Below are 26,001 nucleotides of genomic sequence, written 5' to 3' on the forward strand. Positions count from 1 at the left end.
CACCACCATGCAAACCCGTGAAGACATCTTCAATACCCTGCGCGATGCCCTGGTCGAACTGTTCGAACTCGAACCCGAGCGCGTCACCCTGGACAGCAACCTGTACCAGGACCTGGAAATCGACAGCATCGACGCCGTGGACCTGATCGATCACATCAAGCGCCAGACCGGCAAGAAGATCGCCGCCGAGGAATTCAAGGCGGTGCGCACCGTCAACGACGTGGTCGAGGCGGTATTCCGGCTGGTCCAGCCGGCCGCATGAGCCGACTGATCGGCCTGGGCCTGCTGCTGGCGGGCCTGCTGTACCCCTTCGCGGTGTATTTCGGCATGGAACATTTTGCCCCCTGGCAGTTCGGGCTGTTGCTCGGCAGCCTGTGGCTGGCCCGTGCCCTGACCGGCGAACGCAAACCCGGCGGCTTGTGGATGGCCCTGTGCGCCATCGCCTTCTGCGGTTTGCTGGGACTGTTGAACAGCCCGTCGCTGCTGCGCTGGTACCCGGTGCTGATCAGCGGCTTCATGCTCGGCCTGTTCGGCCTGAGCCTGAAGTTCGGCCCACCGGTGGCCGAACGCCTGGCGCGCCTGAGCGAGCCGGAACTGCCGGAAGTGGCAATCCGCTATACCCGCCGGGTAACCCAGGTCTGGAGCCTGTTCTTTCTCTGTAACGGCCTGCTCGCCGCCGCCCTGACCCTCTGGGCGCCGCTGAGCTGGTGGACGTTGTACAACGGCCTGATCGCCTATGGCCTGATGGGTCTGCTGTTTGCCATTGAATGGCTGATACGACAACGCGTAAGAGGCCGCGCATGAATTGGATAAACCTTGAGCAGTTGCTGCTCGGGATGCACGCCGGGCGTGCCGTGACAATCGATCCGCCGCTGGGCCACGCCCAGTTCAGCCAACGTGCCCTGAGCCTGGCCGCCGGCTTGCGCGAACGGAACGTGCAACGCCTGGCGCTGCACCTTGAAGATGCCGGGGAACTGGCTGTCGCCCTGTTCGGTGCCTGGCGCGCCGGCGTGGCCGTGCTGCTGTTGCCCGACCTGCAGGACCAGACCCGCCAACGCTGGGCAACCCAGGTCGACCTGTGGCTGATCGATAGCACCGACCTCGCCTACCTGCAGGCCCAGCCACTGGAGTCGGCGGCGCTGGATCTCGACCTGTGCCGCCTAAGCCTGTGCACCTCCGGCTCCAGCGGCGAGCCCAAGCTCATCGAAAAGAGCCTGCGCCAGTTGGCCAACGAAGTGCTGGCCCTGGAGCAGTTGTGGGGTGCCGACCTCGGCCAGGCCTGCATCATCGGCAGCGTCGCGGCCCAGCACATTTACGGCCTGCTGTTCCGCGTGCTCTGGCCACTGTGCGCCGGCCGCACCTTCGTGCGCCGGCAACTGGCGTTCCCCGAGGACCTGCAACGCAGCAGCCGCGAGCACCCGCAGTTCGCCTGGGTTGCCAGCCCGGCGCTGCTCAAGCGCATGGGCGACAACCTCGACTGGCCGGCGCTGAGCGCGGTGCGCCGGGTGTTCTCTTCGGGCGGCGCACTGCCGCAAGAGGCGGCCGACAGCCTGCGGCAACGCCTGGGGCAATGGCCGACGGAAATCCTCGGCAGTTCGGAAACCGGCGGCATCGCCTGGCGCCAGGGCGACCGGCTGTGGCGCCCGTTCGCCGATGTCCGCCTCAGCCAGGATGCCGATGGCGCCTTGCAGGTCGCCTCGCCGTACCTGCCGGTTGGCCATGTCGAACAGACCGCGGACGCGGCACGCTTCGAGGCCGATGGCCGCTTCGAACTGCTCGGCCGGCTCGACCGCATCGTCAAGCTGGAAGAAAAACGCATCTCCCTGCCAATGCTCGAACAGGCCCTGCTCGAACACCCCTGGGTCGCCGAGGCGCGGCTGGGGGTGGTGCAGGAAAATCGCGCCTATCTCGGCGCCCTGCTGGTGCTCTCCGCCAAGGGCCTGCACACCCTGCGCAACCAGGGCCGGCGCGCCTTGACCGAGGCCCTGCGCCAACACCTGCTCAAGCACTGTGAAGCGCTGGCACTGCCACGGCGCTGGCGGTTGCTGCGGCAGATGCCGCTCAACGCCCAGGGCAAGCTGCCGCAGGCCGAGGTCCAGGCCCTGTTGCAGGCGCCACGGCCCAAATCGCCGGAAGTGCTCGGGCAAAGCCAAACCGACGGCGAATGGCTGCTGCAACTGGCCGTTCCGCCGGACCTGGCCTACTTCAGTGGGCACTTCCCGGTTACGCCGGTACTGCCCGGCGTGGTCCAGGTGGACTGGGCCCTGGAACTGAGTCGCGAACGGCTTGAGCTGCCAGCGAAATTCGCCGGCATGGAAGTGCTGAAGTTCCAGCAACTGGTACGCCCGGGCGACCAGATCGAGCTGAGCCTGCGCTTCGACCAGGCACGCGGCAAGCTCTACTTCGCCTTCCGCAACGGCGAGGCAGCCTGCTCCAGCGGGCGCATCGTGCTGGAGACGGCGCATGCATAAGCCGTGTGCGGTGATTCCGGTGTACAACCACGAGACGGCCGTGCCGGCGGTGGTCGCGGCCCTGCTGGCCGCCGGCCTGCCCTGCGTGCTGGTGGACGATGCCAGCAGCCCGGCCTGCGCCGCGGTGCTGGAGCGTCTGGCCGAGGGCGAGAACACCTTCCTGGTCAAGCTGCCGGTCAACCAGGGCAAGGGCGGCGCGGTGATGGCCGGCCTGCGCGAGGCTTCGCGGCGCGGCTTCAGCCATGCCCTGCAGGTGGACGCCGACGGTCAGCATGACCTGCAGGATGTCGCGACCTTTCTCGACACATCCCGCAGCCATCCCGAAGCGCTGATCTGCGGCTATCCGCAGTACGACGAAAGCGTACCCAAGGGCCGTCTCTATGCCCGCTACCTGACCCACGTCTGGGTGTGGATCAACAGCCTGTCGCTGCAGATTCCCGACTCCATGTGCGGCTTCCGGGTCTACCCGCTGCCACCGGTGCTGGCCCTGATCGACAGCGCGCGGATCGGCAAGCGCATGGACTTCGACCCGGAAATCCTCGTGCGCCTGGCCTGGCGCAACCAGCCGATGCGCTGGTTGCCGACCCGGGTCCACTACCCGCAGGACGGCCTGTCGCACTTCCGCCTGTTCCATGACAACGCGCTGATTTCCGGCATGCACACGCGGCTGTTCTTCGGCATGCTGCTGCGCCTGCCGAGCATCCTCTGGCGACGGTGGCGGGCATGAGCGATAGGCAGAAACACTGGGCCGACCACCAGGAGCGCGGCAGCTTCTGGCTGATGAAGCTCACCGCCTTCGGCGTCCGGGTGCTCGGCCGCCGGCTGCTCAGCCCGGTGCTGCATGGCATCGTCCTGTACTTCTTCCTGTTCGGCCGCAGTGCCCGGCACAGCGCCTGGCAATACCAGCAGCGCCTGGCGGCGTGGAGTGGCCGGAGCGCACTGCTGCCGACCCGGATGAAGGTCTTCCGCCAGTTCATGGCCTTCGCCGATGCGCTGCTGGACAAGCTCGACGTGTGGAACGGCAAGCTGAGCATCGAGCAGATCGAGATCATCGACCCGGCCCGGCTGCGCGACCAACTGCGCGGCGAGCGTGGGCAGATGCTGGTCGGCGCCCACCTGGGCAACCTGGAAGTCTGCCGTGCCCTGGCCGAACTGGGCGAAAAGGTCACCATGAACGTGCTGGTACACACCAAGCACGCCGAGCGTTTCAATCGCCTGCTGGGCGAGGCCGGCGCCACCAACCTGCGGCTGATCCAGGTCAGCGAGCTGGACCCGGCGATCATGCTGCAACTGAGCCAGCGCCTGGACCGTGGCGAGTGGCTGGCGATTGCCGGTGACCGCGTCCCCCTGCACGGCGGGCGCAATGTGCGGGTGGACTTCCTCGGTCACCCGGCGGCTTTCCCCCAGGGGCCCTGGCTGCTGGCCGGCCTGCTGAAATGCCCGGTCAACCTGCTGTTCTGCCTGAAGCTTGGGGGCCGCTACCACATCACCCTCGAACCCTTCGCCGAAGCCGTGCAATGGAAGCGTGGCGACCGCGAGCAGGTCATCGCCCAATGGACCGCCCGCTATGCCGAGCGCCTGGGCCAGTACTGCCTGCAAGCGCCCCAACAATGGTTCAATTTCTACCCCTTCTGGAAGACCGATGACAACGCATCCGCTTGAGCCGGTAACCTTCGGCGAACTCCCGCTGCGCATCGAAGACGTGCTGGCACTGGCCAACCGTCAGGTGCCGACGCAACTGCAAAACGACCCGGCCTACCGCCAGCGCATCGCCAAGGGCGCGCAGTTCCTTGACTCGCTGCTGGACAAGGAAGGCGTGATCTATGGCGTCACCACCGGCTACGGCGACTCCTGCGTGGTCGCGGTGCCGCTGCAGCACGTCGAGGCGCTGCCGCGTCATCTCTACACCTTCCACGGCTGTGGCCTGGGCAAGCTGCTTGATCCGCAGGCCACCCGCGCCGTGCTCGCCGCCCGCCTGCAGTCGCTGTGCCACGGGGTTTCCGGGGTACGGGTGGAACTGCTGGAGCGCCTGCAGGCGTTTCTCGACCAGGACATCCTGCCGCTGATTCCCGAAGAAGGTTCGGTGGGCGCCAGCGGTGACCTGACGCCACTGTCCTATGTGGCCGCGACCTTGTCCGGCGAGCGCGAAGTACTGTTGCGTGGCGAGCGCCGCCTGGCCAGCGACGTGCATCGCGAACTGGGCTGGGACCCGCTGGTCCTGCGGCCCAAGGAAGCCCTGGCACTGATGAACGGCACCGCGGTGATGACCGGTCTGGCCTGCCTGGCGTTCGCCCGCGCCGACTACCTGCTGCGCCTGGCGACCCGCATCACCGCGCTGAACGTCGTCGCGCTGCAGGGCAACCCGGAGCACTTCGACGAGCGCCTGTTCGCCGCCAAGCCGCATCCGGGGCAGATGCAGGTCGCCGCCTGGCTGCGCCAGGACCTGGCGATCGACGCGCCGACCGCGCCGCTGCATCGCCTGCAGGACCGCTACTCGCTGCGCTGCGCACCGCATGTGCTCGGCGTGCTGGCCGACAGCCTGGGCTGGCTGCGCGGCTTCATCGAGACCGAACTGAACAGCGCCAACGACAACCCGATCATCGACGCCGAGCAAGAGCGTGTCCTGCATGGTGGGCACTTCTACGGTGGGCACATCGCCTTCGCCATGGACAGCCTGAAGAACCTGGTGGCCAACGTCGCCGACCTGCTGGACCGCCAGCTCGCCCTGCTGGTGGACGTGCGCTACAACCACGGCCTGCCGAGCAACCTGTCCGGCTCCGGCAGCGAGCGCGCCATGCTCAACCACGGCTTCAAGGCCGTGCAGATCGGTGCCAGCGCCTGGACCGCCGAGGCGCTGAAAAATACCCTGCCGGCGAGCGTGTTTTCCCGTTCAACCGAATGCCACAACCAGGATAAGGTCAGCATGGGCACCATCGCCGCCCGCGACGCAATCCGCGTGCTGGAGCTGACCGAGCAGGTCGCCGCCGCCACCCTGCTGGCCGCCAACCAGGGTGTCTGGCTGCGCAGCCGGGAAGCCGAGGCCCGCCCACTGCCGCCGGCACTGGCCGCCATGCACGAAGAACTGGCCCGGGACTTCCCGCCACTGATCGAGGATCGCGCCCTGGAAAGCGAACTGCGCCTGTGCCTGCAACGCATCGGCGAACAACACTGGAGGCTGCATGCGTAGTCGTGGCGTGCTGCACGTCGATACGGAGATCCTCGTGCCGTTCTTCGACGTCGATACCATGCACGTGGTCTGGCACGGCCACTACGTGAAGTACCTGGAAGTCGCCCGCTGCGCGCTGCTGGACCATATCGGCCACAACTACGTGCAGATGCGCGAGTCCGGCTACGCCTGGCCGGTGATCGACCTGCAACTGCGCTACGTGCGCGGCGCGGTGTTCGGCCAGAAGATCAACGTGCGGGCCGACCTGGTGGAATGGGAGAACCGCCTGAAGGTGAACTACCTGATCACCGACCTCGCCAGCGGCGAGCGCCTGACCCGTGCCAGCACGGTGCAGGTCGCGGTACACATCGAGAGCCGCGAAATGCAGCTGGCTTCACCCAGGGTCTTCGTCGACGCGGTCGAAAAGGTGCTTGCATGAATATCCTGAAGTACCTGCCCTGCGGGAGCGTGCGAGGCTGGCTGCTGTTGTTGTGCCTGGTGCTTTGCGCAAAGGCCGCGGCCTTCGACCTGCAACAGTTGAGCGAGCAGTTGGCCAAGCCCTCGGTGATCCACGGCAGCTTCACTCAGGAAAAACACCTGCGCGCCCTGCCGCAGCCGCTGACCAGCAAGGGCACCTTCGTCCTCGCCAGGGACCATGGCCTGCTGTGGCTGCTCAAGACCCCGCTGCAACAGGACTACCGCATCACCGCCAAGGGCATCGCCCGACGCGACGCCAGCGGCTGGCAGATGGTCCCGAACAAGAGCGCCGGGGCCGAGCAGAACCGCCTGTTCATGGCCGTGCTGCAAGGTGACAGCAGCGGCCTGCAGCGCGACTTCGAACTGCAACTGCAAGGCCAGGCGAACGACTGGAAGCTGACCCTGACGCCACGCTCGGTGCTGCTCAAGCAGATCTTCACCCGCATCAATATCGATGGCGGCGCCCTGGTGCAACGTATCGAACTGCTGGAAACCCAGGGCGACAGCACCGTCCTGCGCATGCAGGACAGCACTGCGAGCCAACCCCTGAGCGAAGCGGAGCAGCATGACTTTGCCGAGTGAACGCCTGCTGCCGCGCCTGTTTCTGATCCTGCTGCTGGCCGTGCTCGCCCTCGCCGGCTGGCAGTGGCGGCACAGTGCACCGCTGTCGGCGAACCTGATGGAACTGGTGCCGGGCTCCTCGCCCGATGCGCTGGAGCTCAAGGCCGAACAGCGCATGCAGGAACCGCTGAACCGGGAAATGCTGGTGCTGGTCGGCCACGCCGACCGCCAGCAGGCCATCGCCATGGCCCGCCAGTTGGGTGAGCGCTGGCAAGCCAGCGGCCTGTTCGAAAAGGTTCAGTGGGATCTGCAGGCCGACCTGCCGGCCCTGCGCGAGCAACTGCTGCGGGGCCGCCTGGCGATGCTCTCGGCTAAAGACCGCCGGCAGTTGATCGATGACCCGGCGGCGTTCATCCAGCAGCGGGTGCAAACCCTGTTCGATCCGTTCGCCGGCTTCAGCCTGGTGCCAAGCGAGAACGACTGGCTCGGCTTGACCGGGCGCATCCAGAACAGCCAGCCACAGCGTGGCGCGGTGCAGCTGGACATCGGCAGCGGTGCCCTGGTCGCCGATGCCGATGGCAAGAGCTGGGTGCTGCTGCGTGCCCGGACCACCGGCAACGCCTTCGACATGAAGCTGCCGTTGCAAGTGGCCGAACTGCTCAAGCAGAGCCGCGAGCAGGCGAGCCAGAACGATGTGCAATTGCTGGCCGCCAGCGGCCTGCTGTACGCCGCCAGTGGCCAGCAGCAGGCGACCCGGGAAATCACCTGGGTCGGCGGCGGCGCCACGCTGGGCATCCTGCTGCTGTTGCTGCTGGCGTTCCGCCGCTGGCGCGTGCTGCTGGCGTTCGTGCCGGTGCTGGTGGGCATGCTGTTCGGTGCCGTGGCCTGCGTGGCCTTCTTCGGCCGCATGCACGTGATGACCCTGGTGCTGGGTTCCAGCCTGATCGGCGTCGCGGTGGATTATCCGCTGCACTACCTGTCCAAGAGCTGGAGCCTCAAGCCCTGGCACAGCTGGCCGGCCCTGCGCATGACCCTCTGTGGCCTGAGCCTGAGCCTGGTGACCAGTTGCATCGGCTACCTGGCCCTGGCCTGGACCCCCTTCCCGGCGCTGACCCAGATCGCGGTGTTCTCCGCCGCCGGCCTGCTCGGCGCCTACCTGACCGCGGTGTGCCTGCTGCCGGCATTGCTCAAGGGTGCCGACCTGCGCCCGGCCCAGTGGCCGCTCGAGGTCTGCGAGGCGCTGCTGGCGCTGCGCGAGAAGCTCTTGCAGAAACTCGGCAGCCCCGTGCTGCTGGGCCTGCTGATGCTGTTCTGCGCCGCCGGCCTGTGGCAACTGGGCACGAAAAACGACATCCGCCAGTGGGTCGGCGCACCACCCCAATTGCAGGCCGAGGCCCAGGCCATTGCACGGATCACCGGCTACCAGCCGACCAGCCAGTTCTTCCTCGTCCGCGCCGCCGACCAGCAGCAGTTGCTGGAGCGCCAGACGGCCCTGGCCAAGCGCCTCGGGCAACTGGTGAGCCTGGACAAGCTGCAGGGCTACCTGTCGCTGAACCAGCTGGTCAGCCTGCCCAGCGAGCAACAGCGCCTGCGTGATTCGCTCCAGCAACTGCCACGCTACTGGCAGCCGCTGCTCGACCTCGGCGTCCCGCTGGCGGCCCTTCAGAAGGAGCTGGCCGAACTCCAGGCCCTGCCGATCGAGGATATCGACAGTGCCCTCGCCGGTCCCCTTGGCGAACCCTGGCGGGTGCTCTGGCTCGGTCCCTACGCCGACGGCGTGGCCGGCATGGTCAGCCTGCAGGGCCTGAACAACGCCGAGCTGCTGCGCATCCAGGCGATGGACCTGCCAGGCGTGCAACTGGTGGATCGCCTCGGCGACCTGAACAAGGTGTTCGCCGCCACGCAGATCAGCGCGGCGGAACTGAAACTGGCTTCCTGCGTGCTGATCGTGCTGTTGCTGATCCTGCCGTTCGGCCTGGGCGGCGCGTTGCGTATCGTCGCCCTGCCGCTGCTGGCGGCGCTGTGCAGCCTGGCCAGCCTTGGCTGGCTGGGGCAACCGCTGACCCTGTTCAGCCTGTTCGGCCTGCTGCTGGTCACGGCCATCAGCGTCGATTACGCCATCCTCATGCGCGAACGGATCGGCGGTGCGGCGGTCAGCCTGCTGGGCACCCTGCTGGCGGCGCTGACCACCTGGCTGTCGTTCGGCCTGCTGGCGATTTCCAGTACGCCGGCGGTGAGCAACTTCGGCCTGTCGGTCAGCCTCGGCCTGGCCTTCAGCTTCCTGCTCGCCCCCTGGGCCGGGCAGCAGCAGCATGCGACCACGGACAAGGAAGGCGCATCATGTTGACCCTGCTGTTCTGGGGCCTGGCGCTGGCCGCATTCGCCGTGGCGACCCGCATCGGCCGCCGGTTCGGCCTGGTGCCGATCGTCAGCCAGTTGCTGCTGGCGACATTCGGCCTGCCGCTGCTGATGCTGTTCTGGATCGAGCCGCACTGGCAGTTGAGCGGCGCCGCGCTGGTCGCTCCCGACTGGCTCAGGATCCTCTACGGTTGCGCCTTCGCACTGGTTCTGGGGAGCATCCTCGGTGACGTGATCGAGCTGAAGCTGGACCGCGACAGCCTGAAGATCGCCCTGCCGAGCTTCGGTGTGCCATTCGCCTGCGGGCTGGCCTGCGCCGTCTGGCTGCTGCCGGAACAGCACTGGCTGAATACCCTGGCGATCGGCCTGGTGTTCGCCATCACCGCGATCCCGGTGCTGTACCTCTATCTCAAGCACATCGGCTACCCGCCCGGCGCCACCCGGCGCCTGGTGCAGGCCGCGATCCTGATCGACCTGGCCTGCTGGACCCTGTTCGGCCTGGCCCAGGGCAGCCTGCACCTGGGCAGCCTGTTGCTGCCGCTGGGCGGGGCCCTGTTGCCACTGCTCCTGTACGGCTGCCGGATTCGCCAGCCGCTGGTCCACAGCCTGGGCTTCTTCGCGCTGCTGGTGCTGGCCGAGCACTTCAAGCTCAACGCGTTGATCCTCGGCATCGGCTACCTGTTCTGCATGGCCTGGCTCAGGGTGCCGCTGGTACCGCCGCTGAAGGCCGCGTGGATGGAACGCCTGCAGACCGGCCTGGCGATTCCGCTGATCCTCACCTTCGGCATCGTGCAGATCAACGCGCACAGCGCCCTGGGCAGCCTGAGCCTGGTGCAGTTCGTCGCGCTGCTGGTGGTCCCGGTCGCCAGCAAGCTGCTGGGCAACTGGCTGGGCCTGGGTTGGGCCGGCAGTTCCTTTCCCGGTGCCAGCCGCTGGAAGGAAAGCCTGCTGCTCAACATTCGCGGCTTGAGCGAGATCGTTTTCCTCAACTTGCTCCTGCAACAACAACTGATCAGCCCGACGCTGTACTTCGCGCTGATGCTGATGGGCCTGCTCGCCACCCTGCTGCCGGCGTTGGCGGGCCTGAACCGAATTCCCTTGAATAGCGCCGAGACCGGCAAGGAGCCCGTGTGCCAATGACTGAAATGGAACGCCGTGAGGTGCTGGTGATCGGCGCCGGCCCCTCCGGTGCGATTGCCGCCGCCCTGCTCAAGCGCAATGGTCACGATGTACTGATCGTCGAGCGCCAGCACTTCCCGCGTTTTTCCATTGGCGAGAGCCTGCTGTCCCACTGCCTGGACTTCGTCGAGGAAGCCGGGATGCTCGACGCCGTCAATGCCGCCGGCTTCCAGCTGAAGAACGGCGCGGCCTTCGCCTGGGGCGAGCGCTACAGCGCCTTCGACTTCGGCAAGACCTTCAGCAACGGCAAGCCGACCACCTTCCAGGTGCAGCGGGCCGACTTCGATAAGCTGCTGGCGGATCAGGCCGCCCTGCAGGGCGTGGAAATCCGCTATGGCGAGGAAATCGTCGGGGCCGATTTCGAGCGGCCGCAGCCACAGTTGCAGGTCCGTCGCGAAGACGGCAGCGAATATCGGCTCGAAGCCCGTTTCGTTCTCGATGCCAGCGGCTACGGACGCGTGCTGCCGCGCCTGCTGGACCTGGAGGCACCCTCGGGCTTTCCGGTGCGCCAGGCAGTGTTCACCCACATCGAGGACCGCATCGACCATCCCGGCTTCGAGCGGGAGAAGATCCTCATCACCACCCACCCGGAAAAGCGCGACATCTGGTTCTGGACCATCCCGTTCAGCAACGGCCGCTGCTCCCTCGGCGTGGTGGCCGATGCCAGCCACTTCGCCGGCCGCGACGACGACCTGGATGCCTGCCTGAAAGGTTTCGTCGCCGAGACGCCGAGCCTGCAGCGCGTACTGCAGAACGCCGAGTGGGACACCCCGGCGCGGGCCATCGGCGGCTACTCGGCCAACGTCAAGAGCCTGCACGGCCCGGGCTACGCGCTGCTGGGCAACGCGGCGGAGTTCCTCGACCCGGTGTTCTCCTCCGGCGTGACCATCGCCATGCGCTCGGCCAGCATGGCCGCGGGCCTGCTGCATCGGCAGTTGCAGGGCGAAAGCGTCGACTGGCAGAGCCAGTTCGCCGAGCCGCTGAAACGCGGGGTCGACACGTTCCGTTGCTACGTCGAAGGCTGGTACGCCGGGACCTTCCAGGATGTCATCTACCATCCCGGCAGCTCGGAGGAGATCCGCGCCATGATCAGTTCGATCCTCGCCGGCTATGCCTGGGACGAGCGCAACCCCTTTGTCAGTGAGCCCAAGCGCCGGCTGCGGATGCTCTCGGAAATCTGTGCGAGCACCCCGGCATGAGCAATCAGTACCTGAGCGACACCTACGTCGAGGAAACCCGTTTCGGCTTCTGGTTCCTGCGCAGCCACACCTGGCAGCACCACGTGCTGCGCGTGGCGATCAACGACCTGCGACGGCTGTTCAGCGAGGAGTTGCCGAAAAACCCGGTGCTGCTCGATGCCGGCTGCGGCCAGGGCAAGTCCTTCCAGTACCTGCAGCAGGTGTTCGCCCCGCAACGGCTGATCGGCCTCGATGCCGACCCGCACAGCCTGCAACTGGCCGCCGAGGAAGCCCGGCGGCGCACTATCGATATCGAACTGATCGGCAGCGACTGTGCGACCCTGGACGTGGCCTCCGAGAGCGTCGATATCCTGTTCTGCCACCAGACCTTCCACCACCTGGTCCAGCAGGACCGGGCCCTGGCCGAGTTCCATCGGGTGCTCAAGCCGGGCGGCTACCTGCTGTTCGCCGAGTCCACCGAGGCCTACATCGACACCTGGGTGATCCGCTGGCTGTTCCGCCATCCGATGCATGTGCAGAAAAGCGCCGCGCAGTACCTGGACATGATTCGCGACCAGGGCTTCGAGTTCGCCGAGCAGAACGTCTCGTACCCCTACCTGTGGTGGAGCCGGGCCAAGGACTTCGGCCTGCTCGAACGCCTGCGCCTGAAGAGCCCGCCGCCCTTCGGCCAGCGCGAGGAAACCCTGGTCAACGTGGTTGCCCGCAAACCCCTGGCAGGTCGTGACGAATGATACGTGCACTGTTGCTGGGCTGCTTCCTGCTGCTGGGCGCCTGCGCCAGCCGCCTGCCGCTGCCCACACACACACCGACCCTGGCCCTGCCGTTGCAACTGCTGGTCGAGCGCCAGCAGGACGGCCTGCGCCAGGACTGGCTGCTGGTGATCCAGCGCGAGGCCGGTGGCCTGCGCTGGTCGCTGATGGACCCGCTGGGTATCCCCCTGGCGCGCCAGCTCCTGCAGGACGGTGACTGGCACGCCGACGGCCTGCTGCCACCCAACCCGCAGGCCCGCGAACTGTTCGCCGCACTGCTGTTCGCACTGACGCCGCAACCCGAGCTGGCGGACAATTATCCGACGGCCCGCCAGCAGGCCGGGCAGCGGGAACTGGGCGAGCAGTGGCGGGTCAGTTATCGCCAGCCGCTGTTCTTCCGTCTCGACCTGCCGCAAGGTCTGCACTACAGCATCAGCCCGTTGAACGAGAGCGCGCCATGACCGCCTACCTGAATGCCCTCGGCCTGATCTGCGCCCTGGGCCGCGACAAGCAGGAAGTCGCACGCAACCTGTTCGCCGGCGACTGCGCAGGGGTTCGCGCCGAAACCGGCTGGGTCCCGGAACGCGCCTTGCCGGTCGCGGCCGTGCGCGGCGAACTGGTGGCCTTGCCCAGTGAACTGAGCGACCAGCACAGCCGCAACAACCAGTTGCTGATGGAGGCCACCCTGCAGATCGCCGAGCCGATCCGGCAAGCCATCGCCACCTATGGCCGCGAGCGCATCGGCATCGTCCTGGGCACCAGCACCTCCGGCATCGACGAAGCCAGCCGCGGTATCGCCAGCTATCTGCGTGACCAGCAGTTCCCCGCCGACTACGACTACCGGCAACAGGAACTCGGTGCCCCGGCCAGTTTCCTCGCCGACTGGCTGCAACTGGACGGCCCGGCCTATGTGATCTCCACCGCCTGCACGTCCAGCGCCCGCGCCCTGATGAGTGCCCAGCGTCTGCTCGACCTGGGCCTGTGCGACGCCGTGCTGTGCGGCGGTGTCGACAGCCTGTGCAAACTGACCCTCAACGGTTTCAGTGCACTGGAGGCGGTGTCGGAGCAACGCTGCAACCCGTTCTCGGTGAACCGCAACGGCATCAATATCGGCGAAGCCGCCGTGCTGTTCCTGATGACCCGCCAGGCCAGCGAGACGCATTCGATCGCCCTGCTCGGTGCCGGCGCCAGTTGCGACGCCTACCACATTTCCGCACCGGAGCCGGCCGGCAAGGGTGCCCGGCAAGCCATGAGCAAGGCGCTGCGCCAGGCCGGCCTGCAACCGCAGGAGATCGCCTACCTGAACCTGCACGGCACCGCGACCCAGCACAACGATGCCATGGAAAGCCTGGCGGTGGCCGGCCTTTTCCCCGGCAAGCTGCCCTGCTCCTCGACCAAGCCCATGACCGGCCACACCCTCGGTGCCGCCGGGGCGCTGGAGGCGGCGTTCTGCTGGCTGAGCCTGAGCGCCGAGAACCCGCAGGGTGCCCTGCCGCCGCACATCTGGGACGGTCAGCCCGACCCGGCGTTGCCGGCGCTGCACTGGGCCGGCCCACAGGACCGGCTCGACCCCACGACCCCACGCCGGCTGATGAGCAACTCGTTTGCCTTCGGCGGCAACAACGTCAGCCTGATTATCGGAGACGCCCCATGATCGATTGGCCGCTCGCCGAATTGCTGCCCCACGCCGCAGACATGATCCTCATCGATCAGGTCCTGGCCTTCGATGAAGAGCAGATTCACACCCGTCTCACCGTGCGCCCCGGAGGCCTGTTCAGCCGGGAGGACGGCAGCCTGCCGGCCTGGGTCGGCATCGAACTGATGGCCCAGAGCGTGGCCGCCTATGCCGGCTGCCGTGCCCGCAGCGAGGGCCGTCCGGTGGAACTGGGGTTCCTGCTCGGTACCCGCAAGTTCGAATGCAACGTCGAACAGTTCCCCCAGGGCAGCGAACTGACCATCCATGCCCAGCGCTCCCTGGAGGACGACAACGGCATGGGAGTATTCGAATGCCACCTCAGTGGTGCGGCCATCCAGGCCTCGGCACGCCTGAACGTGTTCCGTCCGCCCCAGGCCGCCGACTATCTCAACGAATCACAGGAATCCAGCCATGACTGAATCCATTCTGGTTACCGGCTCCAGCCGTGGCATCGGCCGTGCTATCGCCCTGCGCCTGGCCCGGGCCGGTTATGACCTGGTGCTGCACTGCCGCAGCGGTCGCGCCGAGGCCGACGCCGTGCAGGCCGAAATCCAGGCCCTGGGCCGCAACGCCCGGGTGCTGCAGTTCGACGTTTCCGAGCGGGAAACCTGCCGGGCGATTCTCGAAGCCGACGTCGAGGCCCACGGTGCCTACTACGGCGTGGTGCTCAACGCCGGCCTGACCCGCGACGGCGCCTTCCCGGCCCTCTCGGACGATGACTGGGACCAGGTGCTGCGCACCAACCTCGACGGTTTCTACAATGTGCTGCACCCGCTGATGATGCCGATGATCCGCCGCCGCGCGCCGGGTCGGGTGGTCTGCATCACCTCGGTCTCCGGGCTGATCGGCAACCGTGGCCAGGTCAACTACAGCGCCTCGAAAGCCGGCCTGATCGGCGCGGCCAAAGCCCTGGCGATCGAGTTGGGCAAGCGCAGGATCACCGTCAACTGCGTGGCCCCGGGGCTGATCGACACCGCCATGCTCGATGAAAATGTCCCGGTCGAAGAACTGCTGAAGATGATCCCCGCGCAGCGCATGGGCACCCCGGAAGAAGTCGCCGGTGCGGTGAACTTCCTCATGTCCGCCGAAGCGGCCTATATCACCCGGCAGGTTCTGGCCGTCAACGGAGGCCTGTGCTGATGAAACGCGTCGTCGTCACCGGCATGGCCGGCATCACCTCGCTGGGCAGCGACTGGGCCAATATCGAGGCCAACTTCCGCGCCGGCCGCAGCGGTATCCGGCGCATGGACGAATGGAACCGCTTCAGCGAACTCAATACGCGCCTGGCCGGGCCGGTGGATGACTACGCGGTGCCGTCCCACTGGACCCGCAAGCAATTGCGCAGCATGGGCCGGGTCTCGCGCTTCGCCGTCGGTGCCGCCGAAATGGCCCTGGCCGACGCCGGCCTGCTCGGCAACGAAATCATTCGCGATGGGCGCATGGGCGTGGCCTGCGGTTCGTCCACCGGCAGCACCGACGAGATCAAGGCCTTCGGCATGATGCTGATCAACTCGGTGGCCGAGGGACTCAACGCCAACTCCTACGTGCGCATGATGCCCCACACCACCGCGGCCAACATCAGCATCTTCTTCGGCCTCACCGGCCGCCTGATCCCCACCTCCAGCGCCTGCACCAGCGGTAGCCAGGGCATCGGCTATGCCTATGAGGCGATCAAGTTCGGTCGCCTGCCGATGATGCTCGCCGGCGGCGCGGAAGAACTGTGCGCCACCGAAGCCATGGTGTTCGATGCGCTCTACGCCACCAGCCTGAAGAACGATGCCCCGCACACCAGCCCACGTCCCTACGACAGCGGCCGCGACGGCCTGGTGATCGGCGAGGGGGGCGGCATGCTGGTGCTCGAGGAGTTGGAACATGCCCTGGCGCGCGGCGCGCATATCCATGCGGAAATCGTCGGTTTCGGCAGCAATGCCGACGGCCAGCACGCGACCCGTCCGGAACAGGCCACCATGCGCCGGGCCATGGAACTGGCGCTGGAAGATGCCGGGCTCGCCCCGGAGGCCATCGGCTATGTGAACGGCCACGGCACCGCCACCGAACAGGGCGATATCGCCGAGACGCTGGCGACCCAGAGCCTGTTCGGCAGCCGCATGCCCATCAGTTCGCAAAAGAGCTTCCTCGGCCACACCCTCGGCGCCTGCGGTGCGCTGGAGTCCTGGTTCAGCATCGAGATGATGAACCGCGACAGCTACGTGCACACCCTCAACCTCGACCAGGTCGACCCGCAATGCGCCGAGCTGGACTACCTGCGCGGCGAGTTCCGGCAGATGAGCAACGAGTACGTGATGAACAACAACTTCGCCTTCGGCGGCGTGAACACCTCGCTGGTGTTCCGTCGCTGGTCCTGATTCTTACCCCACTGGAGAAATGGAATGTCCCTGTTTCGCGTTGTACTGATCGCCCTGGCCCTGCTGGTGACTGCCGGTTGCACCAGCAAGAAGATCATCACCCCGACCCGCACCGTCACGCCCGAGATCCAGACCAGCCAGGAGCAGATGAAACAGGCGATCCTCACCACCCTGGTCAAGCGCAAGTGGAGCGTGCAACGGGTCAACCCGTCGCAGATTCAGGCCGAGATCACCGTGCGCGAGAAATTCCACGTCGAGATCGACATCAACTACAGCGCCAGCGGCTACAACATCGCCTACCGCGACAGCAGCGGCATGGACTACAAGGACGGCAAGATCCACAAGAACTACATCCGCTGGGTGCGCCTGCTGGACAAGGGCATCCTGCGTGAGCTGCGCGACCACGATGCCCAGAGCACCGCTCGCGCCATCGGTGTCGGCGAGGCGCAGCCGATCAGCCAGTAACCACGTTTTTTCCGTGCATTGCAAAACAAGGAGTTGACCATGAAGACAAAAACCTGGGCCGCCGCTGCCGCGCTGCTGTTGTGCTGCCTGCCAGGCCTGAGCCAGGCGCGCGACACTACGCTGAACCTGCCATTCGACAAGGTGGTGGCCGAAGCGGTCAGCACCGGCAAGATCGATGGCAGCGTCAAGTTCTACCTGGCTGGCAACACGCCCAAGGGCAAGGTCACGGTAGTCAGCCCGGGCGCGGTCACCAACAAGAAGACCAACGCCTTCAACAAGAGCGACGAGGAAGCCTGCGCCTGGGCCCTGCAGTCGGCACTGATCACCCTGCACGACGCAGCGAAAAAAGCCGGGGCGAACGCGGTGACCAATATCGTCAGCTACTACAAGCGTAACGAAACCAGGAGCCCGACCACCTACGAGTGCCATGCAGGCGCATTCATCGGTGGCGTAGCGCTCAAGGGTGACCTGTCGAAGGTGCAGTAACCGGCAGTGAAGGCTGTCAGTTGGTAACAACCGGTGGGTGGTGTCGATCACGACACCACCGCCAGCAGGCCAATGCCAGCGCCAGGGCATTCACGCCACTCGACACACTCAGGTGGAAGCGTGAAGCTTGAGTCCCAAGGCCCTGACCACTTTCAGGATGGTGCCAAACTCCGGGTTACCCTCACCGGACAAGGCGCGATACAAGCTTTCACGAGAAAGCCCCGACTCACGCGCCACATGCGTCATGCCACGCGCCCTGGCGAGCGTCCCCAAGGCCTTGGCTATGAAAGCAGGATCGTCACCGGCCTCCTCCATACAGGCATCCAGGTAATTGGCCATGTCCTCTTCAGTCTTGAGGTACTCGGCTGAATCCCATTTTGCGAATTGCTCAGTCATGTTCTCGACTCTCTCCAGGCCTTGGCAATCAGCGAAGCTTGCTTGATGTCGCGGCGCTGGCTGCTTTTATCTCCGCCACAAAGAAGGATCACCAAATGATGACCCTGATAGGTGAAATACACCCGATAACCTGGCCCATAATCGACTCGGACCTCATTCAGTCCCTTACCCACTGACTTCACGTCACCAAAGTTGCCGTCGGCCATACGATCGATACGAACCTGTATGCGAACCCGCGCACGACTGTCAGGCAACATGCTGAGCCATTCGGAAAATGCCGCACTTCGAATAATTTCCATCATGGCCTAGTGTGGCCCAAAGGCTACACCAGAAAGATCAGCCAAGTAAGCGCTCCCCGTCTGAAATCTCTACTGAACCCAGCAGAATCAAACCCTCTCTGTTGCCCGCTGCGTCAGCAACTCGACAAACGCCTTGGCCATCGGCGACTTCTGGTCCTTGCGCTGCACCAGCCACACCGAGGAGATCGCGTCCGGGTCGAGCAGGCGCCGGTAGACCACGCCATCGATGCGGATGCGCTGGTAGGACGCTGGCAACACCGAAACCCCAAGGCCCGCCGCCACCAGCCCGATGATGGTCATCGCCTCGCCCGCCTCCTGGGCGAAGTGCGGGCTGAAGCCGGCCTGCCGCGCCAGGGTCATCAATTGCGCGTACAGACCACTGCCATAGCTGCGCGGGAAGAACACGAAAGGCTCCTGCGCCAGCTCCGACAGGTGCAGACCCGCCTCGCTGCCATTGGCCAGCGGGTGCTTGGCGCTGAGCACCGCCACCAGCGGCTCGCGCATCAACTCGACCACATGCAGGGCATCGGGCAACGCCAGTGGACGCATCAGGCCGACCTCGATCGACTCGTCCATCAGCGCGTCGGCGACCCTCTTGCTGCTCATTTCCTGCAGGTTCAGGTGTACCGCCGGGTAGGCTTGGCGAAACGAGAAGATCACCTGGGGAATCGTCGAGTTGAAGGGAGCCGACGAGGTGAAACCGATCTTCAGTTCACCCAACTCGCCCAGTTGGGCACGCCGGGCCACATCCGCCGCCTTGTCGACCTGCGCCAGCACCAATCGGGCCTCCTCCAGAAACAGCCGACCCGCCTCGCTGAGTTCGACCCGACGGTTGGTCCGCTCGAACAAACGCGCCCCCAGCTCCTGCTCCAGCGCCTGGATCTGCTGGCTCAGCGGCGGCTGGGAGATCCCCAGCAGCTCTGCGGCGCGACCGAAATGCAGCTCTTCGGCGACGGCGATGAAGTAGCGCAGATGACGCAATTCCATGGACACCTCATTAAGTCGTCAAACCTATCAAACAGGTCGAACAATATATTGGAAAGAATATTTAGCCAGCTATATGATTTTTTCACTGCCTGACCGAATGCACCTCCCGAGGTCCACCGTGAAAACTGCTGTCGCTCCCCTCGCTCACGAAGTTCCCCCCGACGTCCCCGACGCTATTGCCCCCCGCCCCAGCGACACCTACATCGAAAAAGGCACCCCGGCGTTCATGCGCACCGTGCTGGCGCTGTTCTGCGGCGGCTTCGCGACCTTCGCCCTGCTGTACTGCGTGCAACCGATGATGCCGGTGCTGTCGAAGGAGTACGGGATCAATGCCGCCCAGAGCAGCCTGATCCTGTCGGTCGCCACCGCGATGCTGGCCATCGGTCTGTTGATCACCGGGCCGATTTCCGACAGCCTCGGGCGCAAGCCGGTGATGGTGGTCGCGCTGTTCAGTGCCGCGCTGTTCACGATCCTCGGTGCCTTCATGCCCAACTGGCAGGGCGTGCTGCTCATGCGTGCGCTGGTGGGCCTGTCGCTGAGCGGCCTGGCCGCGGTCGGCATGACCTACCTGAGCGAAGAGATCCATCCCCAGCACATCGGCTTCGCCATGGGCCTGTACATCGGCGGCAACGCCATCGGCGGGATGAGCGGGCGGCTGATCATCGGCGTGCTGATCGACTTCGTCAGTTGGCACACCGCGCTGCTGGTGATCGGCGGCCTGGCGCTGATTGCCGCGACGGTGTTCTGGCGGATCCTGCCGGAGTCGCGCAACTTCCGCCCGAGCCGGCTCAATACCCGCAACCTGCTCAACGGCTTCACCATCCACTTCCGCGATGCCGGCCTGCCGTGGCTGTTCCTCGAAGCTTTCCTGCTGATGGGCGCCTTCGTGACCCTGTTCAACTACATCGGCTATCGTCTGCTGGCCGAGCCCTACGGCCTGAGCCAGGCGTTTGTCGGCCTGCTGTCGATCGTCTACCTGTCGGGCATCTACAGCTCGGCGCAGATCGGCGCACTGGCCGACAAGCTGGGTCGGCGCAAGGTGCTGTGGTCGATGATCGTGACCATGCTGCTGGGCATCGCCCTGACGCTGGTCACGCCGCTGCCGGTGGTGATCGGCGGGGTGCTGCTGTTCACCTTCGGTTTCTTCGGCGCGCACTCGGTCGCCAGCAGCTGGATCGGCCGCCGTGCCCTGAAAGCCAAGGGCCAGGCCTCATCGCTGTACCTGTTCTGCTACTACGCCGGCTCCAGCGTCGCCGGTACGCTGGGCGGCGTGGCCTGGCACTACGCGGGCTGGAATGGCATCGGGATGTTCATTGGCGGCCTGCTGGTGGTGGCCTTGCTGGTAGCACTGAAACTGGCGCGGTTGCCAGTGCTGGCGAGCAACGTAAAAGTCTAGAGACAACTGCACCGCTGGCGGTTGCGGTGCACCAAGGTACACTGAGCGCATCCGATCGTTTTGGTAAGGGAAGCCGGCATGCGCCTGGACCATCTGCATATTCAGAATTTTCGTTGCTACGAAGATGCTCACTTTGACTTCCAACCGGGATTCAATCTGGTGGTGGGGGTCAATGGGAGTGGGAAGACTTCGTTGCTGAATGCGGTGGCCAGGTGCTTCGCAGGTCTTGGAGAGGAGTTTTCCAGCCTTGCCCAATCAGTCCCTGAGCAAGACATTCGTTTCGTGATCAAGAACGTGAATGGCCGTATCACTTCCGAACATTGCTTCCCAACAAAAATCACCGCCGAGGGTGAAGCTTTCGGGTTGTCCGAATGGCATGTCCAGATCAACGGCTTGAATGACACCAGCTTACCCAACTCAAGTAACCTAACAGTGCTTGCTGCGAATGATGCTCCTGTACTTGCCTACTATCGTGCAAATCGTCGCTGGAAGGGGGTCGGAGTTACTGCAGAGTTTGCAGCGCAGTACAGAGTTTTCCGTCTGACCGGCTATCTGAACTGGGCGGATGCGGTCGTAGACCTGAAAGATTTCGAGGGTTGGCTAATCGGTAGAACTCTACTGCGCCTGCAATACCTTCTGGACGCAAAAACGGCAGTTAAATCTCTCGATGACGAACTCTCCATAATAAACGACGCCATTCGAGTAGCCCTCCCCCAAGCCGGAAACTTGCGTTATGACCTAAGACTGCAGCAGCTTTTGGTTGATGTTGACGAAGGAAAAACCATCCCTTTCAACGACCTCAGCGACGGCCAGCGCGGCCTCATCGCCCTGATCGCCGACATCGCCCGTCGCATGTGCATCCTCAACCCGCACATGGGTAAGGATGTGCTGAAAAACACCTCGGGTGTGGTCATCATCGACGAACTGGATATCCATCTTCACCCGGCCTGGCAACGCACCATCGTCCATGCTCTGAAGTCGGCGTTCCCCAAGGTCCAGTTCATCGCCGCCAGCCACTCGCCACAGATCATCGGCAGCCTGCGCCCGGAAGAAATCATCGTGCTGGACAACGGCGACAGCTCTCACCCGCGAGCCTCCTACGGTCTTGATTCAAGCCGGGTACTCGAAGAGGTGATGGGCGCTCCGCAGCGCGAGCCCAAGGTGGAGAGCCTGCTGAGCGAGCTGTTCTCGGCCCTGGAAAGCAACAATCTGGAAGAGGCCAAGGCCCGCCTTTCCAGCCTGAAGGCAGAGGCACCGGACCTTCCCGAATTCGCCAGAGCCGAAGCCCTGCTCAAGCGCAAGGAGGTGCTGGGCAAATGAAGCAAGTGATCAAGGGAACTGAGCCTGCATCATTCACCGCCTGGAAAGCCGACGCGAACCCGGATTGGCAGCCAGCCTACGACACCCTACAGAATCCGCAGAAACGCGACCTGCACAACAGCCTGCTGCAAGAACAACGCCATGCCTGTTGCTATTGTGGCCGCGACATCGACCTCCACAGCAGCCACATCGAACATTTCCGCCCACAGGAACATTTCGAGCACCTTGCACTCGACTATGGCAACCTGCACGCCTCCTGCCTACGGGAAACCAGACCAGGCAACCCGCTGCATTGTGGCCATCGCAAGGGCAACTGGTTCGATGAGGAACTCCATGTTTCCCCTCTCGACGAGGGCTGCGAGCAGCGTTTCCGCTATTTGCTCAACGGAAAAATAGAGGCATCCAGCAACAACGATCCGGCCGCGAGCAAAATGATCGAGGCACTGGCTCTGGATATCGCCTATCTCAACAACCGGCGTGAAGAACAGCTACTGGGTTTCTTCGATAACGACTTCCTGCTTGACGCATCCGAAGAAGACCTTCGCAAAACCGTTGCCCACTTCCGCTCGATTGAAGACGCCCGTCAGTTCCCGTTCAGCCACGTCGTCGCGCGATACGCTGAACAACTGCTTGCCGTCTAGTCCGCACTCCATACCACCCGCGCCTCCAGGAGCTGATCACGCGGTTCCAGGCTCAGATTCTGCAACCGCGCTCCGCCCTGCTCGATACGCTCCAGCCAGCCGAGCAGGGCCTGGGCTTCTCCCGAAATAGTCAGGCGCAGCGATTGGCCGTCCTGGTCCAGTTGCTGCAGTTCGAGCCCCGCCGCGCGCGCGGTCTCACCCAAGCGGGCCGACAACGGTTGTGTCGAATCCAGCCGGGCGGCGGCCGGTCGCGCATTCTGTACCTCGGCGAGCAGGGCCAGGCGTTGCTGGTACAGGCGCTGGGCCTTGTCCAGGCGTTGTTGCGCCGGTTGCCAGAAGCCGCTGAACAACAGCACCGCCAGCAGGAAGATTCCCAGCCAGGCCAGCCACTGGCGTTCCCGCCGGGCCAGGCGCTGCCAGCGCTCGATCAACAGGGCGACTATCCGCAGGCGACTGATCATCCGTTCTGTTCCTCCAGCGTCAACAAAGCGCGCACACGGTTGCGCTCCTTGCTCGCGCTGCCGAGCTGGATGGGCAACTGGTGCTGCCGCCCACGCTCACGCAGCCGTTCCAGCTCGCTGAAGTCACTGGCCGTCAACGCCAGCGTCCAGCCCGCGCCGGCGCGGTATTCGATACGCTGGACCTCGACGCCACTGCCACCGATCACCTGCTCGATCAATTGCACCAGCCGGGCCATCTGCCGGGGTTGCTGCGTCAGCACAGAGCCGAGCGCCCTGAGCTGGGCCGCCAGGTCGACCACCCGCGTCTGCTCCGGGTAAAGCGTCTGGAAATGCCGGACACTCTGTTCGTAAAGCCGGTCGGCCCGGGTTTCCAGATAATGGCTGCGCGCCAGGGAGAAGCCCCACGAGAGGACAGACAGCGCCAGCAGGGTCGCCAGCAGCGGCCGCCACGGCTTGCGCCCACTGTCCGGTCGAAACGGCCCCTGAAGCAACTCCGTCCCCTGCCCCGAACTCAACAGTGCGAAGGCCTGTGCCGATTGCGAGCGATCCAGCCGACAAAGCGTCGCCGGCAATCGTGCAGCCAGGTTCTGCAAGGCCGCTTCAGACACTGCCAGGCGGGCTGTCAGGCCACCACCCAGCAGCCAGCGGCCAGCCCACCAGACACAGTAGGCCTGGTCGGCAGGCAACAGGTCGGCATCGGCCTGCACGCTCGCCAACTGCAGCCCCCTCTGTTGCAGCAGGGTGACAATGGCGCCGAAGCGCACCTTGTCGACCACCAGCAATGGATAACGACGAGCCGGATCGGCACTGCCCACGGCCAGGTGCAAGTTGTCCGGATCATCCGTCAGTTGCTCCTCGAGCGCATAGGCCAGCGCCTGGGCGGCCGGTCGGCGGCGACCCGGCCAGGGCTCGCTGCGCAGCCAACTGCAGAGTTCCATCGGCACTACCACTCGCACGGGGTTCCCCGCCAGGAGCGCGGCGGCTTCGGCCAGGCTCATGTCGCGCCAATCATCAGACGCCTGCCAGCAGGCGACCGGCCACTGTTCGTCAGGCACATCGAGCCCTGACGGGTAAAGGTACAGCCACGGGATCATAGGGAGGGTTCACCTTGGGTCGGAGCGAGAAAACGACGCTGCACAACACGCACGCGCCCGGTTTTCGGGTCGAGTTCAAGATCGCTGACCAGCCGCAGTCGGCTGCGTCCGGCGGCGACCTCGACCGAGGCCCGAAACCAGCGGCTGCCTACGCCCAGGCCATGAACGGCGACGCCACGGCCCTTGAGTCCGGAAACCAGGGCGAAGGTAGCGGCATCCGGATAGCCTTCGGCCGGGCGTTGCTGGATGAGCATCTGCGCATCGCTGTCGGTCATGCCCTCCAGGGTCGACAGCAGCAATGCACGGGTCGTGTTGACGTTCAGCCTGGCCTCGCCCGGCAGCAGGGCGACCCAGGGCTCCAGGCGACGCAGGCTGGGCTCGTCCATGCCAGGCAGCAGGCGCAGTTGGCTCGGATCGACAACCTCGGTGCCCCGCAACGGCGCCAGGTCGATGGCGGCGATGTCCAGCCGCTCCAGCAGCCGGGCCCAGCGGGCCTGGACGATTTCATCGGCCTTGCCGGGGGCGAGCAGCGGCGTCAGGTTGAAGCGTCCCGCCAGGTCCTCGATGTCCAGACGCACCTCGACGCCAGGCAGCGTCAACGGTAGCGGCCGTTGCGCCCAGTCCTGGGCCAGGTTGACGTTGCGCATCACCGTCGGCGATGGCCCCGGCAGCAGTTGGCCGGCCCAGCCCTCCGCAGCGAGCGCCCACTGGCGCAACTGCACCTGGTGAATATGCTGGGTGCTGCCCTGCAAGGTCAGGCGATGGCTGCGCAGCAGACTGCCGGTCAGCAACAGCGCCAGGGCCATGATCAGCAGCACGGTGATCAGCGCCACACCTCGCTGCCGGGGCAGGCTCATGCTGGCTCCGGCAACAGGATGACCCGGCGAATCCCGTCGAAACGCCCGGTGGACAAGGTCACCTCCACCGCCCGCGGCAGCTTGGCGCCAGCCGGCCAGTCGCTGCGCCAGCCCGCCCGGGGATCGTGGAAACGCCAGCGCAACTCGCGTACATCGCCCAGCAGCACCTGCTTGTGGGGAATCGCCAGCTCGGGGCTGCGGCTGTGGCGCCAGAGGCGCTGCGCCTCGAGGCGATAGCTGACCGCCTGGCGCTCGCTGCGTGGCTGGTCCAGCGGGTTGCGCCAGTTGCCCCGCTGCAGGCTCAATTCGCCCTGATGCAGGCGCAAGGCCGGGGAGTTCCCCGAGGCGGCCACCTGCATGAGATCCCGCTCGAGCACAGCCACCGCCCGCTGCAGGCTGCGCAGTGCCTGTTCATGGTCCGCGACCTGCGCCTGTACCCGCAGCAGGCCCTCGTAGAGCCGCCAACTGCCCAGGCTCAGCAGGCTGAAGATCGCCAGGGCGATCACCAGTTCCAGCAGGGTGAAACCGGCCTGTCGGGTCATTGCGCCTCCTCGTTCACGGTCATCGGCAACCAGCCCGTGAGGCGATGCAGCGGTTGCGGGTCGTTGCCGAGGCGGACCTCCAGCTCGACCTGCATCAGACGCCGGTCGGGGGACGGACTCAGGGTCTGGCTCAACCGCCACTCACGACCGTCGAAGCGCTGCAGCCCTTGTTGCCGCCCGGGTACGGGAGAAGCCTGCAGGCGTAGTTCGGTCAACTGGTTGTCCGCCAGCCAGACGGCAAACAGCCGCTGCTGCAGACTGCCGCCCTGGCGCAGCACATAGTCACTGGCCGACAGTACCGCGGCGGCCAGCACGGTGAACACCGCCAGGGCCACCATGACCTCCAGCAGCGTGAAGCCGCCCTCAGCCTTCATCGATGGCCGGGTCGCCAAGACCGTCTCCCGAAACGCTCAGCCAACGTCGCTGGGCGGTTTCGTAATGCAGGGTGAAGGCACTCATTTCATCGCTGCTCAGCAGCAGCAACTGCGGCTGGTTCGGCCGGTTGCCGAGTTTCAGCGGCTGTCCTTCGAGCTCCAGGCGAAAGTACAGGCCGTCGGGCAGGCGATAGGGGGCGCCGGCCGCACGCCATTCCGGGCGCTCGTACAGCACCACCTGGTAGCCCTCGGCATCGATGCGCAGGCCGAATTCCTGACCTTCGAGCACGGCCTGCTCGCGCAGATGCTGCAGCAACTGCAGCAACGCGCCGGCTTCGTGATGGGCCTGACGCAACGGACTGGGCTTCATCGAAAAGCCGATCAGCCCGGCCACCACGCCCATGATCACCATGGCCACCAGCAGCTCCAACAGGGTGAAACCACGCGAGCGCGCCGGCATC

General features: G+C 65.4%; 31 protein-coding genes. 22 read left to right on the forward strand and 9 right to left on the reverse strand.

The window, feature by feature from the left end:
- The first annotated feature begins 7 nt into the window (after positions 1 to 7).
- Genes ACM62G_RS09510 through ACM62G_RS09600 form a run of 19 tightly spaced genes read left to right on the forward strand, consistent with a single transcriptional unit; the run spans position 8 to position 17,173 of the window.
- Positions 8 to 262 carry an acyl carrier protein gene (locus tag ACM62G_RS09510; protein WP_054060673.1) on the forward strand — a complete coding sequence of 85 codons (255 nt, stop codon included), beginning with the start codon at positions 8 to 10 and terminating at the stop codon, positions 260 to 262.
- The gene (locus tag ACM62G_RS09515) at positions 259 to 804 is read left to right on the forward strand and encodes a hypothetical protein (protein WP_054060672.1); all 546 of its coding nucleotides are present in this window, start codon (positions 259 to 261) and stop codon (positions 802 to 804) included. The genes ACM62G_RS09510 and ACM62G_RS09515 overlap by 4 nt, the downstream gene beginning before the upstream one ends.
- Positions 801 to 2,471 (forward strand): AMP-binding protein, encoded by a 1,671-nt coding sequence (locus ACM62G_RS09520; RefSeq protein ID WP_419737057.1) that lies wholly within the window; start codon positions 801 to 803, stop codon positions 2,469 to 2,471. The genes ACM62G_RS09515 and ACM62G_RS09520 overlap by 4 nt, the downstream gene beginning before the upstream one ends.
- A complete protein-coding gene (locus ACM62G_RS09525; protein ID WP_273823187.1) occupies positions 2,464 to 3,198 on the forward strand; it encodes a glycosyltransferase family 2 protein in 735 nt (244 codons plus the stop codon). Before ACM62G_RS09520 ends, ACM62G_RS09525 begins: the two co-directional genes overlap by 8 nt.
- A complete protein-coding gene (locus ACM62G_RS09530) occupies positions 3,195 to 4,133 on the forward strand; it encodes a glycosyl transferase (RefSeq protein ID WP_419737058.1) in 939 nt (312 codons plus the stop codon). The genes ACM62G_RS09525 and ACM62G_RS09530 overlap by 4 nt, the downstream gene beginning before the upstream one ends.
- Entirely contained in the window at positions 4,114 to 5,658 is a 1,545-nt protein-coding gene (locus ACM62G_RS09535; RefSeq protein WP_419737059.1) for an HAL/PAL/TAL family ammonia-lyase, read from the forward strand. Before ACM62G_RS09530 ends, ACM62G_RS09535 begins: the two co-directional genes overlap by 20 nt.
- Positions 5,651 to 6,076, forward strand: a complete 426-nt coding sequence (locus ACM62G_RS09540) for an acyl-CoA thioesterase (RefSeq protein WP_054060931.1) — start codon at positions 5,651 to 5,653, stop codon at positions 6,074 to 6,076. The genes ACM62G_RS09535 and ACM62G_RS09540 overlap by 8 nt, the downstream gene beginning before the upstream one ends.
- A complete protein-coding gene (locus ACM62G_RS09545; RefSeq protein WP_054060930.1) occupies positions 6,073 to 6,696 on the forward strand; it encodes an outer membrane lipoprotein carrier protein LolA in 624 nt (207 codons plus the stop codon). The genes ACM62G_RS09540 and ACM62G_RS09545 overlap by 4 nt, the downstream gene beginning before the upstream one ends.
- Positions 6,680 to 9,022 (forward strand): MMPL family transporter, encoded by a 2,343-nt coding sequence (locus tag ACM62G_RS09550; protein ID WP_419737060.1) that lies wholly within the window; start codon positions 6,680 to 6,682, stop codon positions 9,020 to 9,022. Before ACM62G_RS09545 ends, ACM62G_RS09550 begins: the two co-directional genes overlap by 17 nt.
- The gene (locus ACM62G_RS09555) at positions 9,016 to 10,173 is read left to right on the forward strand and encodes a sodium:proton antiporter (protein WP_419737061.1); all 1,158 of its coding nucleotides are present in this window, start codon (positions 9,016 to 9,018) and stop codon (positions 10,171 to 10,173) included. The genes ACM62G_RS09550 and ACM62G_RS09555 overlap by 7 nt, the downstream gene beginning before the upstream one ends.
- Positions 10,170 to 11,411 (forward strand): NAD(P)/FAD-dependent oxidoreductase, encoded by a 1,242-nt coding sequence (locus tag ACM62G_RS09560; RefSeq protein WP_054060927.1) that lies wholly within the window; start codon positions 10,170 to 10,172, stop codon positions 11,409 to 11,411. Before ACM62G_RS09555 ends, ACM62G_RS09560 begins: the two co-directional genes overlap by 4 nt.
- A complete protein-coding gene (locus tag ACM62G_RS09565; RefSeq protein WP_054062092.1) occupies positions 11,408 to 12,142 on the forward strand; it encodes a class I SAM-dependent methyltransferase in 735 nt (244 codons plus the stop codon). Before ACM62G_RS09560 ends, ACM62G_RS09565 begins: the two co-directional genes overlap by 4 nt.
- Positions 12,139 to 12,621 (forward strand): hypothetical protein, encoded by a 483-nt coding sequence (locus tag ACM62G_RS09570; protein WP_273823199.1) that lies wholly within the window; start codon positions 12,139 to 12,141, stop codon positions 12,619 to 12,621. Before ACM62G_RS09565 ends, ACM62G_RS09570 begins: the two co-directional genes overlap by 4 nt.
- On the forward strand, positions 12,618 to 13,814 hold the full coding sequence (locus ACM62G_RS09575) for a beta-ketoacyl-[acyl-carrier-protein] synthase family protein (protein WP_419737062.1): 1,197 nt from the start codon (positions 12,618 to 12,620) through the stop codon (positions 13,812 to 13,814). The genes ACM62G_RS09570 and ACM62G_RS09575 overlap by 4 nt, the downstream gene beginning before the upstream one ends.
- A complete protein-coding gene (locus tag ACM62G_RS09580) occupies positions 13,811 to 14,275 on the forward strand; it encodes a hotdog family protein (protein WP_273823202.1) in 465 nt (154 codons plus the stop codon). The genes ACM62G_RS09575 and ACM62G_RS09580 overlap by 4 nt, the downstream gene beginning before the upstream one ends.
- Positions 14,268 to 14,996 carry a 3-oxoacyl-ACP reductase FabG gene (fabG, locus tag ACM62G_RS09585; RefSeq protein WP_419737063.1) on the forward strand — a complete coding sequence of 243 codons (729 nt, stop codon included), beginning with the start codon at positions 14,268 to 14,270 and terminating at the stop codon, positions 14,994 to 14,996. Before ACM62G_RS09580 ends, fabG begins: the two co-directional genes overlap by 8 nt.
- Entirely contained in the window at positions 14,996 to 16,222 is a 1,227-nt protein-coding gene (locus ACM62G_RS09590; protein WP_419737064.1) for a beta-ketoacyl-ACP synthase, read from the forward strand. Before fabG ends, ACM62G_RS09590 begins: the two co-directional genes overlap by 1 nt.
- Positions 16,223 to 16,246: 24 nt before the next feature.
- Positions 16,247 to 16,687: a hypothetical protein gene (locus ACM62G_RS09595; protein ID WP_054060921.1), complete on the forward strand. Its 441-nt coding sequence runs from the start codon at positions 16,247 to 16,249 to the stop codon at positions 16,685 to 16,687.
- Between the two features lie 39 nt (positions 16,688 to 16,726).
- Positions 16,727 to 17,173 (forward strand): hypothetical protein, encoded by a 447-nt coding sequence (locus ACM62G_RS09600; protein ID WP_054060920.1) that lies wholly within the window; start codon positions 16,727 to 16,729, stop codon positions 17,171 to 17,173.
- Positions 17,174 to 17,281: 108 nt separating this feature from the next.
- Here ACM62G_RS09600 and ACM62G_RS09605 read toward each other — a convergent pair whose 3' ends face one another.
- From ACM62G_RS09605 to ACM62G_RS09615, 3 genes are all read right to left on the reverse strand, one after another.
- The gene (locus ACM62G_RS09605) at positions 17,282 to 17,569 is read right to left on the reverse strand and encodes an addiction module antidote protein (RefSeq protein ID WP_419737065.1); all 288 of its coding nucleotides are present in this window, start codon (positions 17,567 to 17,569) and stop codon (positions 17,282 to 17,284) included.
- Positions 17,566 to 17,871 carry a type II toxin-antitoxin system RelE/ParE family toxin gene (locus ACM62G_RS09610; protein WP_081006091.1) on the reverse strand — a complete coding sequence of 102 codons (306 nt, stop codon included), beginning with the start codon at positions 17,869 to 17,871 and terminating at the stop codon, positions 17,566 to 17,568. The genes ACM62G_RS09605 and ACM62G_RS09610 overlap by 4 nt, the downstream gene beginning before the upstream one ends.
- Before the next feature lie 84 nt (positions 17,872 to 17,955).
- On the reverse strand, positions 17,956 to 18,855 hold the full coding sequence (locus ACM62G_RS09615) for a LysR family transcriptional regulator (protein WP_054060918.1): 900 nt from the start codon (positions 18,853 to 18,855) through the stop codon (positions 17,956 to 17,958).
- A 118-nt stretch (positions 18,856 to 18,973) separates the two neighbouring features.
- Between ACM62G_RS09615 and ACM62G_RS09620 the strand changes: the two genes are divergently transcribed.
- The 3 genes from ACM62G_RS09620 to ACM62G_RS09630 all read left to right on the forward strand — a co-directional run bounded on the left by ACM62G_RS09620 (position 18,974) and on the right by ACM62G_RS09630 (position 22,212).
- Positions 18,974 to 20,251 carry an MFS transporter gene (locus ACM62G_RS09620; protein WP_273823205.1) on the forward strand — a complete coding sequence of 426 codons (1,278 nt, stop codon included), beginning with the start codon at positions 18,974 to 18,976 and terminating at the stop codon, positions 20,249 to 20,251.
- A 78-nt stretch (positions 20,252 to 20,329) separates the two neighbouring features.
- Positions 20,330 to 21,571, forward strand: coding sequence for an AAA family ATPase (locus ACM62G_RS09625; RefSeq protein WP_419737066.1), 1,242 nt, complete (start codon positions 20,330 to 20,332; stop codon positions 21,569 to 21,571).
- Positions 21,568 to 22,212 carry a retron system putative HNH endonuclease gene (locus ACM62G_RS09630; RefSeq protein ID WP_273823207.1) on the forward strand — a complete coding sequence of 215 codons (645 nt, stop codon included), beginning with the start codon at positions 21,568 to 21,570 and terminating at the stop codon, positions 22,210 to 22,212. The genes ACM62G_RS09625 and ACM62G_RS09630 overlap by 4 nt, the downstream gene beginning before the upstream one ends.
- Here the strand turns inward: ACM62G_RS09630 and gspM are convergent.
- From gspM to gspH, 6 genes are read right to left on the reverse strand one after another with little or no spacing between them, the layout of a single operon-like run.
- Positions 22,209 to 22,673 (reverse strand): type II secretion system protein GspM, encoded by a 465-nt coding sequence (gene gspM, locus ACM62G_RS09635; protein ID WP_419737067.1) that lies wholly within the window; start codon positions 22,671 to 22,673, stop codon positions 22,209 to 22,211. The genes ACM62G_RS09630 and gspM overlap by 4 nt on opposite strands.
- Positions 22,670 to 23,767, reverse strand: a complete 1,098-nt coding sequence (gene gspL / locus ACM62G_RS09640) for a type II secretion system protein GspL (RefSeq protein WP_419737068.1) — start codon at positions 23,765 to 23,767, stop codon at positions 22,670 to 22,672. Before gspL ends, gspM begins: the two co-directional genes overlap by 4 nt.
- Positions 23,764 to 24,624 (reverse strand): type II secretion system protein GspK, encoded by an 861-nt coding sequence (locus ACM62G_RS09645; RefSeq protein WP_273823210.1) that lies wholly within the window; start codon positions 24,622 to 24,624, stop codon positions 23,764 to 23,766. The genes gspL and ACM62G_RS09645 overlap by 4 nt, the downstream gene beginning before the upstream one ends.
- Positions 24,621 to 25,166 (reverse strand): type II secretion system minor pseudopilin GspJ, encoded by a 546-nt coding sequence (gene gspJ, locus ACM62G_RS09650; protein WP_419737069.1) that lies wholly within the window; start codon positions 25,164 to 25,166, stop codon positions 24,621 to 24,623. The genes ACM62G_RS09645 and gspJ overlap by 4 nt, the downstream gene beginning before the upstream one ends.
- Positions 25,163 to 25,540 carry a type II secretion system minor pseudopilin GspI gene (gene gspI / locus ACM62G_RS09655; RefSeq protein ID WP_419737505.1) on the reverse strand — a complete coding sequence of 126 codons (378 nt, stop codon included), beginning with the start codon at positions 25,538 to 25,540 and terminating at the stop codon, positions 25,163 to 25,165. The genes gspJ and gspI overlap by 4 nt, the downstream gene beginning before the upstream one ends.
- A complete protein-coding gene (gene gspH, locus ACM62G_RS09660; protein ID WP_054060911.1) occupies positions 25,530 to 26,000 on the reverse strand; it encodes a type II secretion system minor pseudopilin GspH in 471 nt (156 codons plus the stop codon). The genes gspI and gspH overlap by 11 nt, the downstream gene beginning before the upstream one ends.
- Position 26,001: the final 1 nt, after the last annotated feature.

This window comes from Pseudomonas sp. COR18, assembly GCF_048568395.1.
In the GTDB taxonomy this organism is placed as follows: Bacteria; Pseudomonadota; Gammaproteobacteria; order Pseudomonadales; family Pseudomonadaceae; genus Aquipseudomonas; species Aquipseudomonas fuscovaginae_B.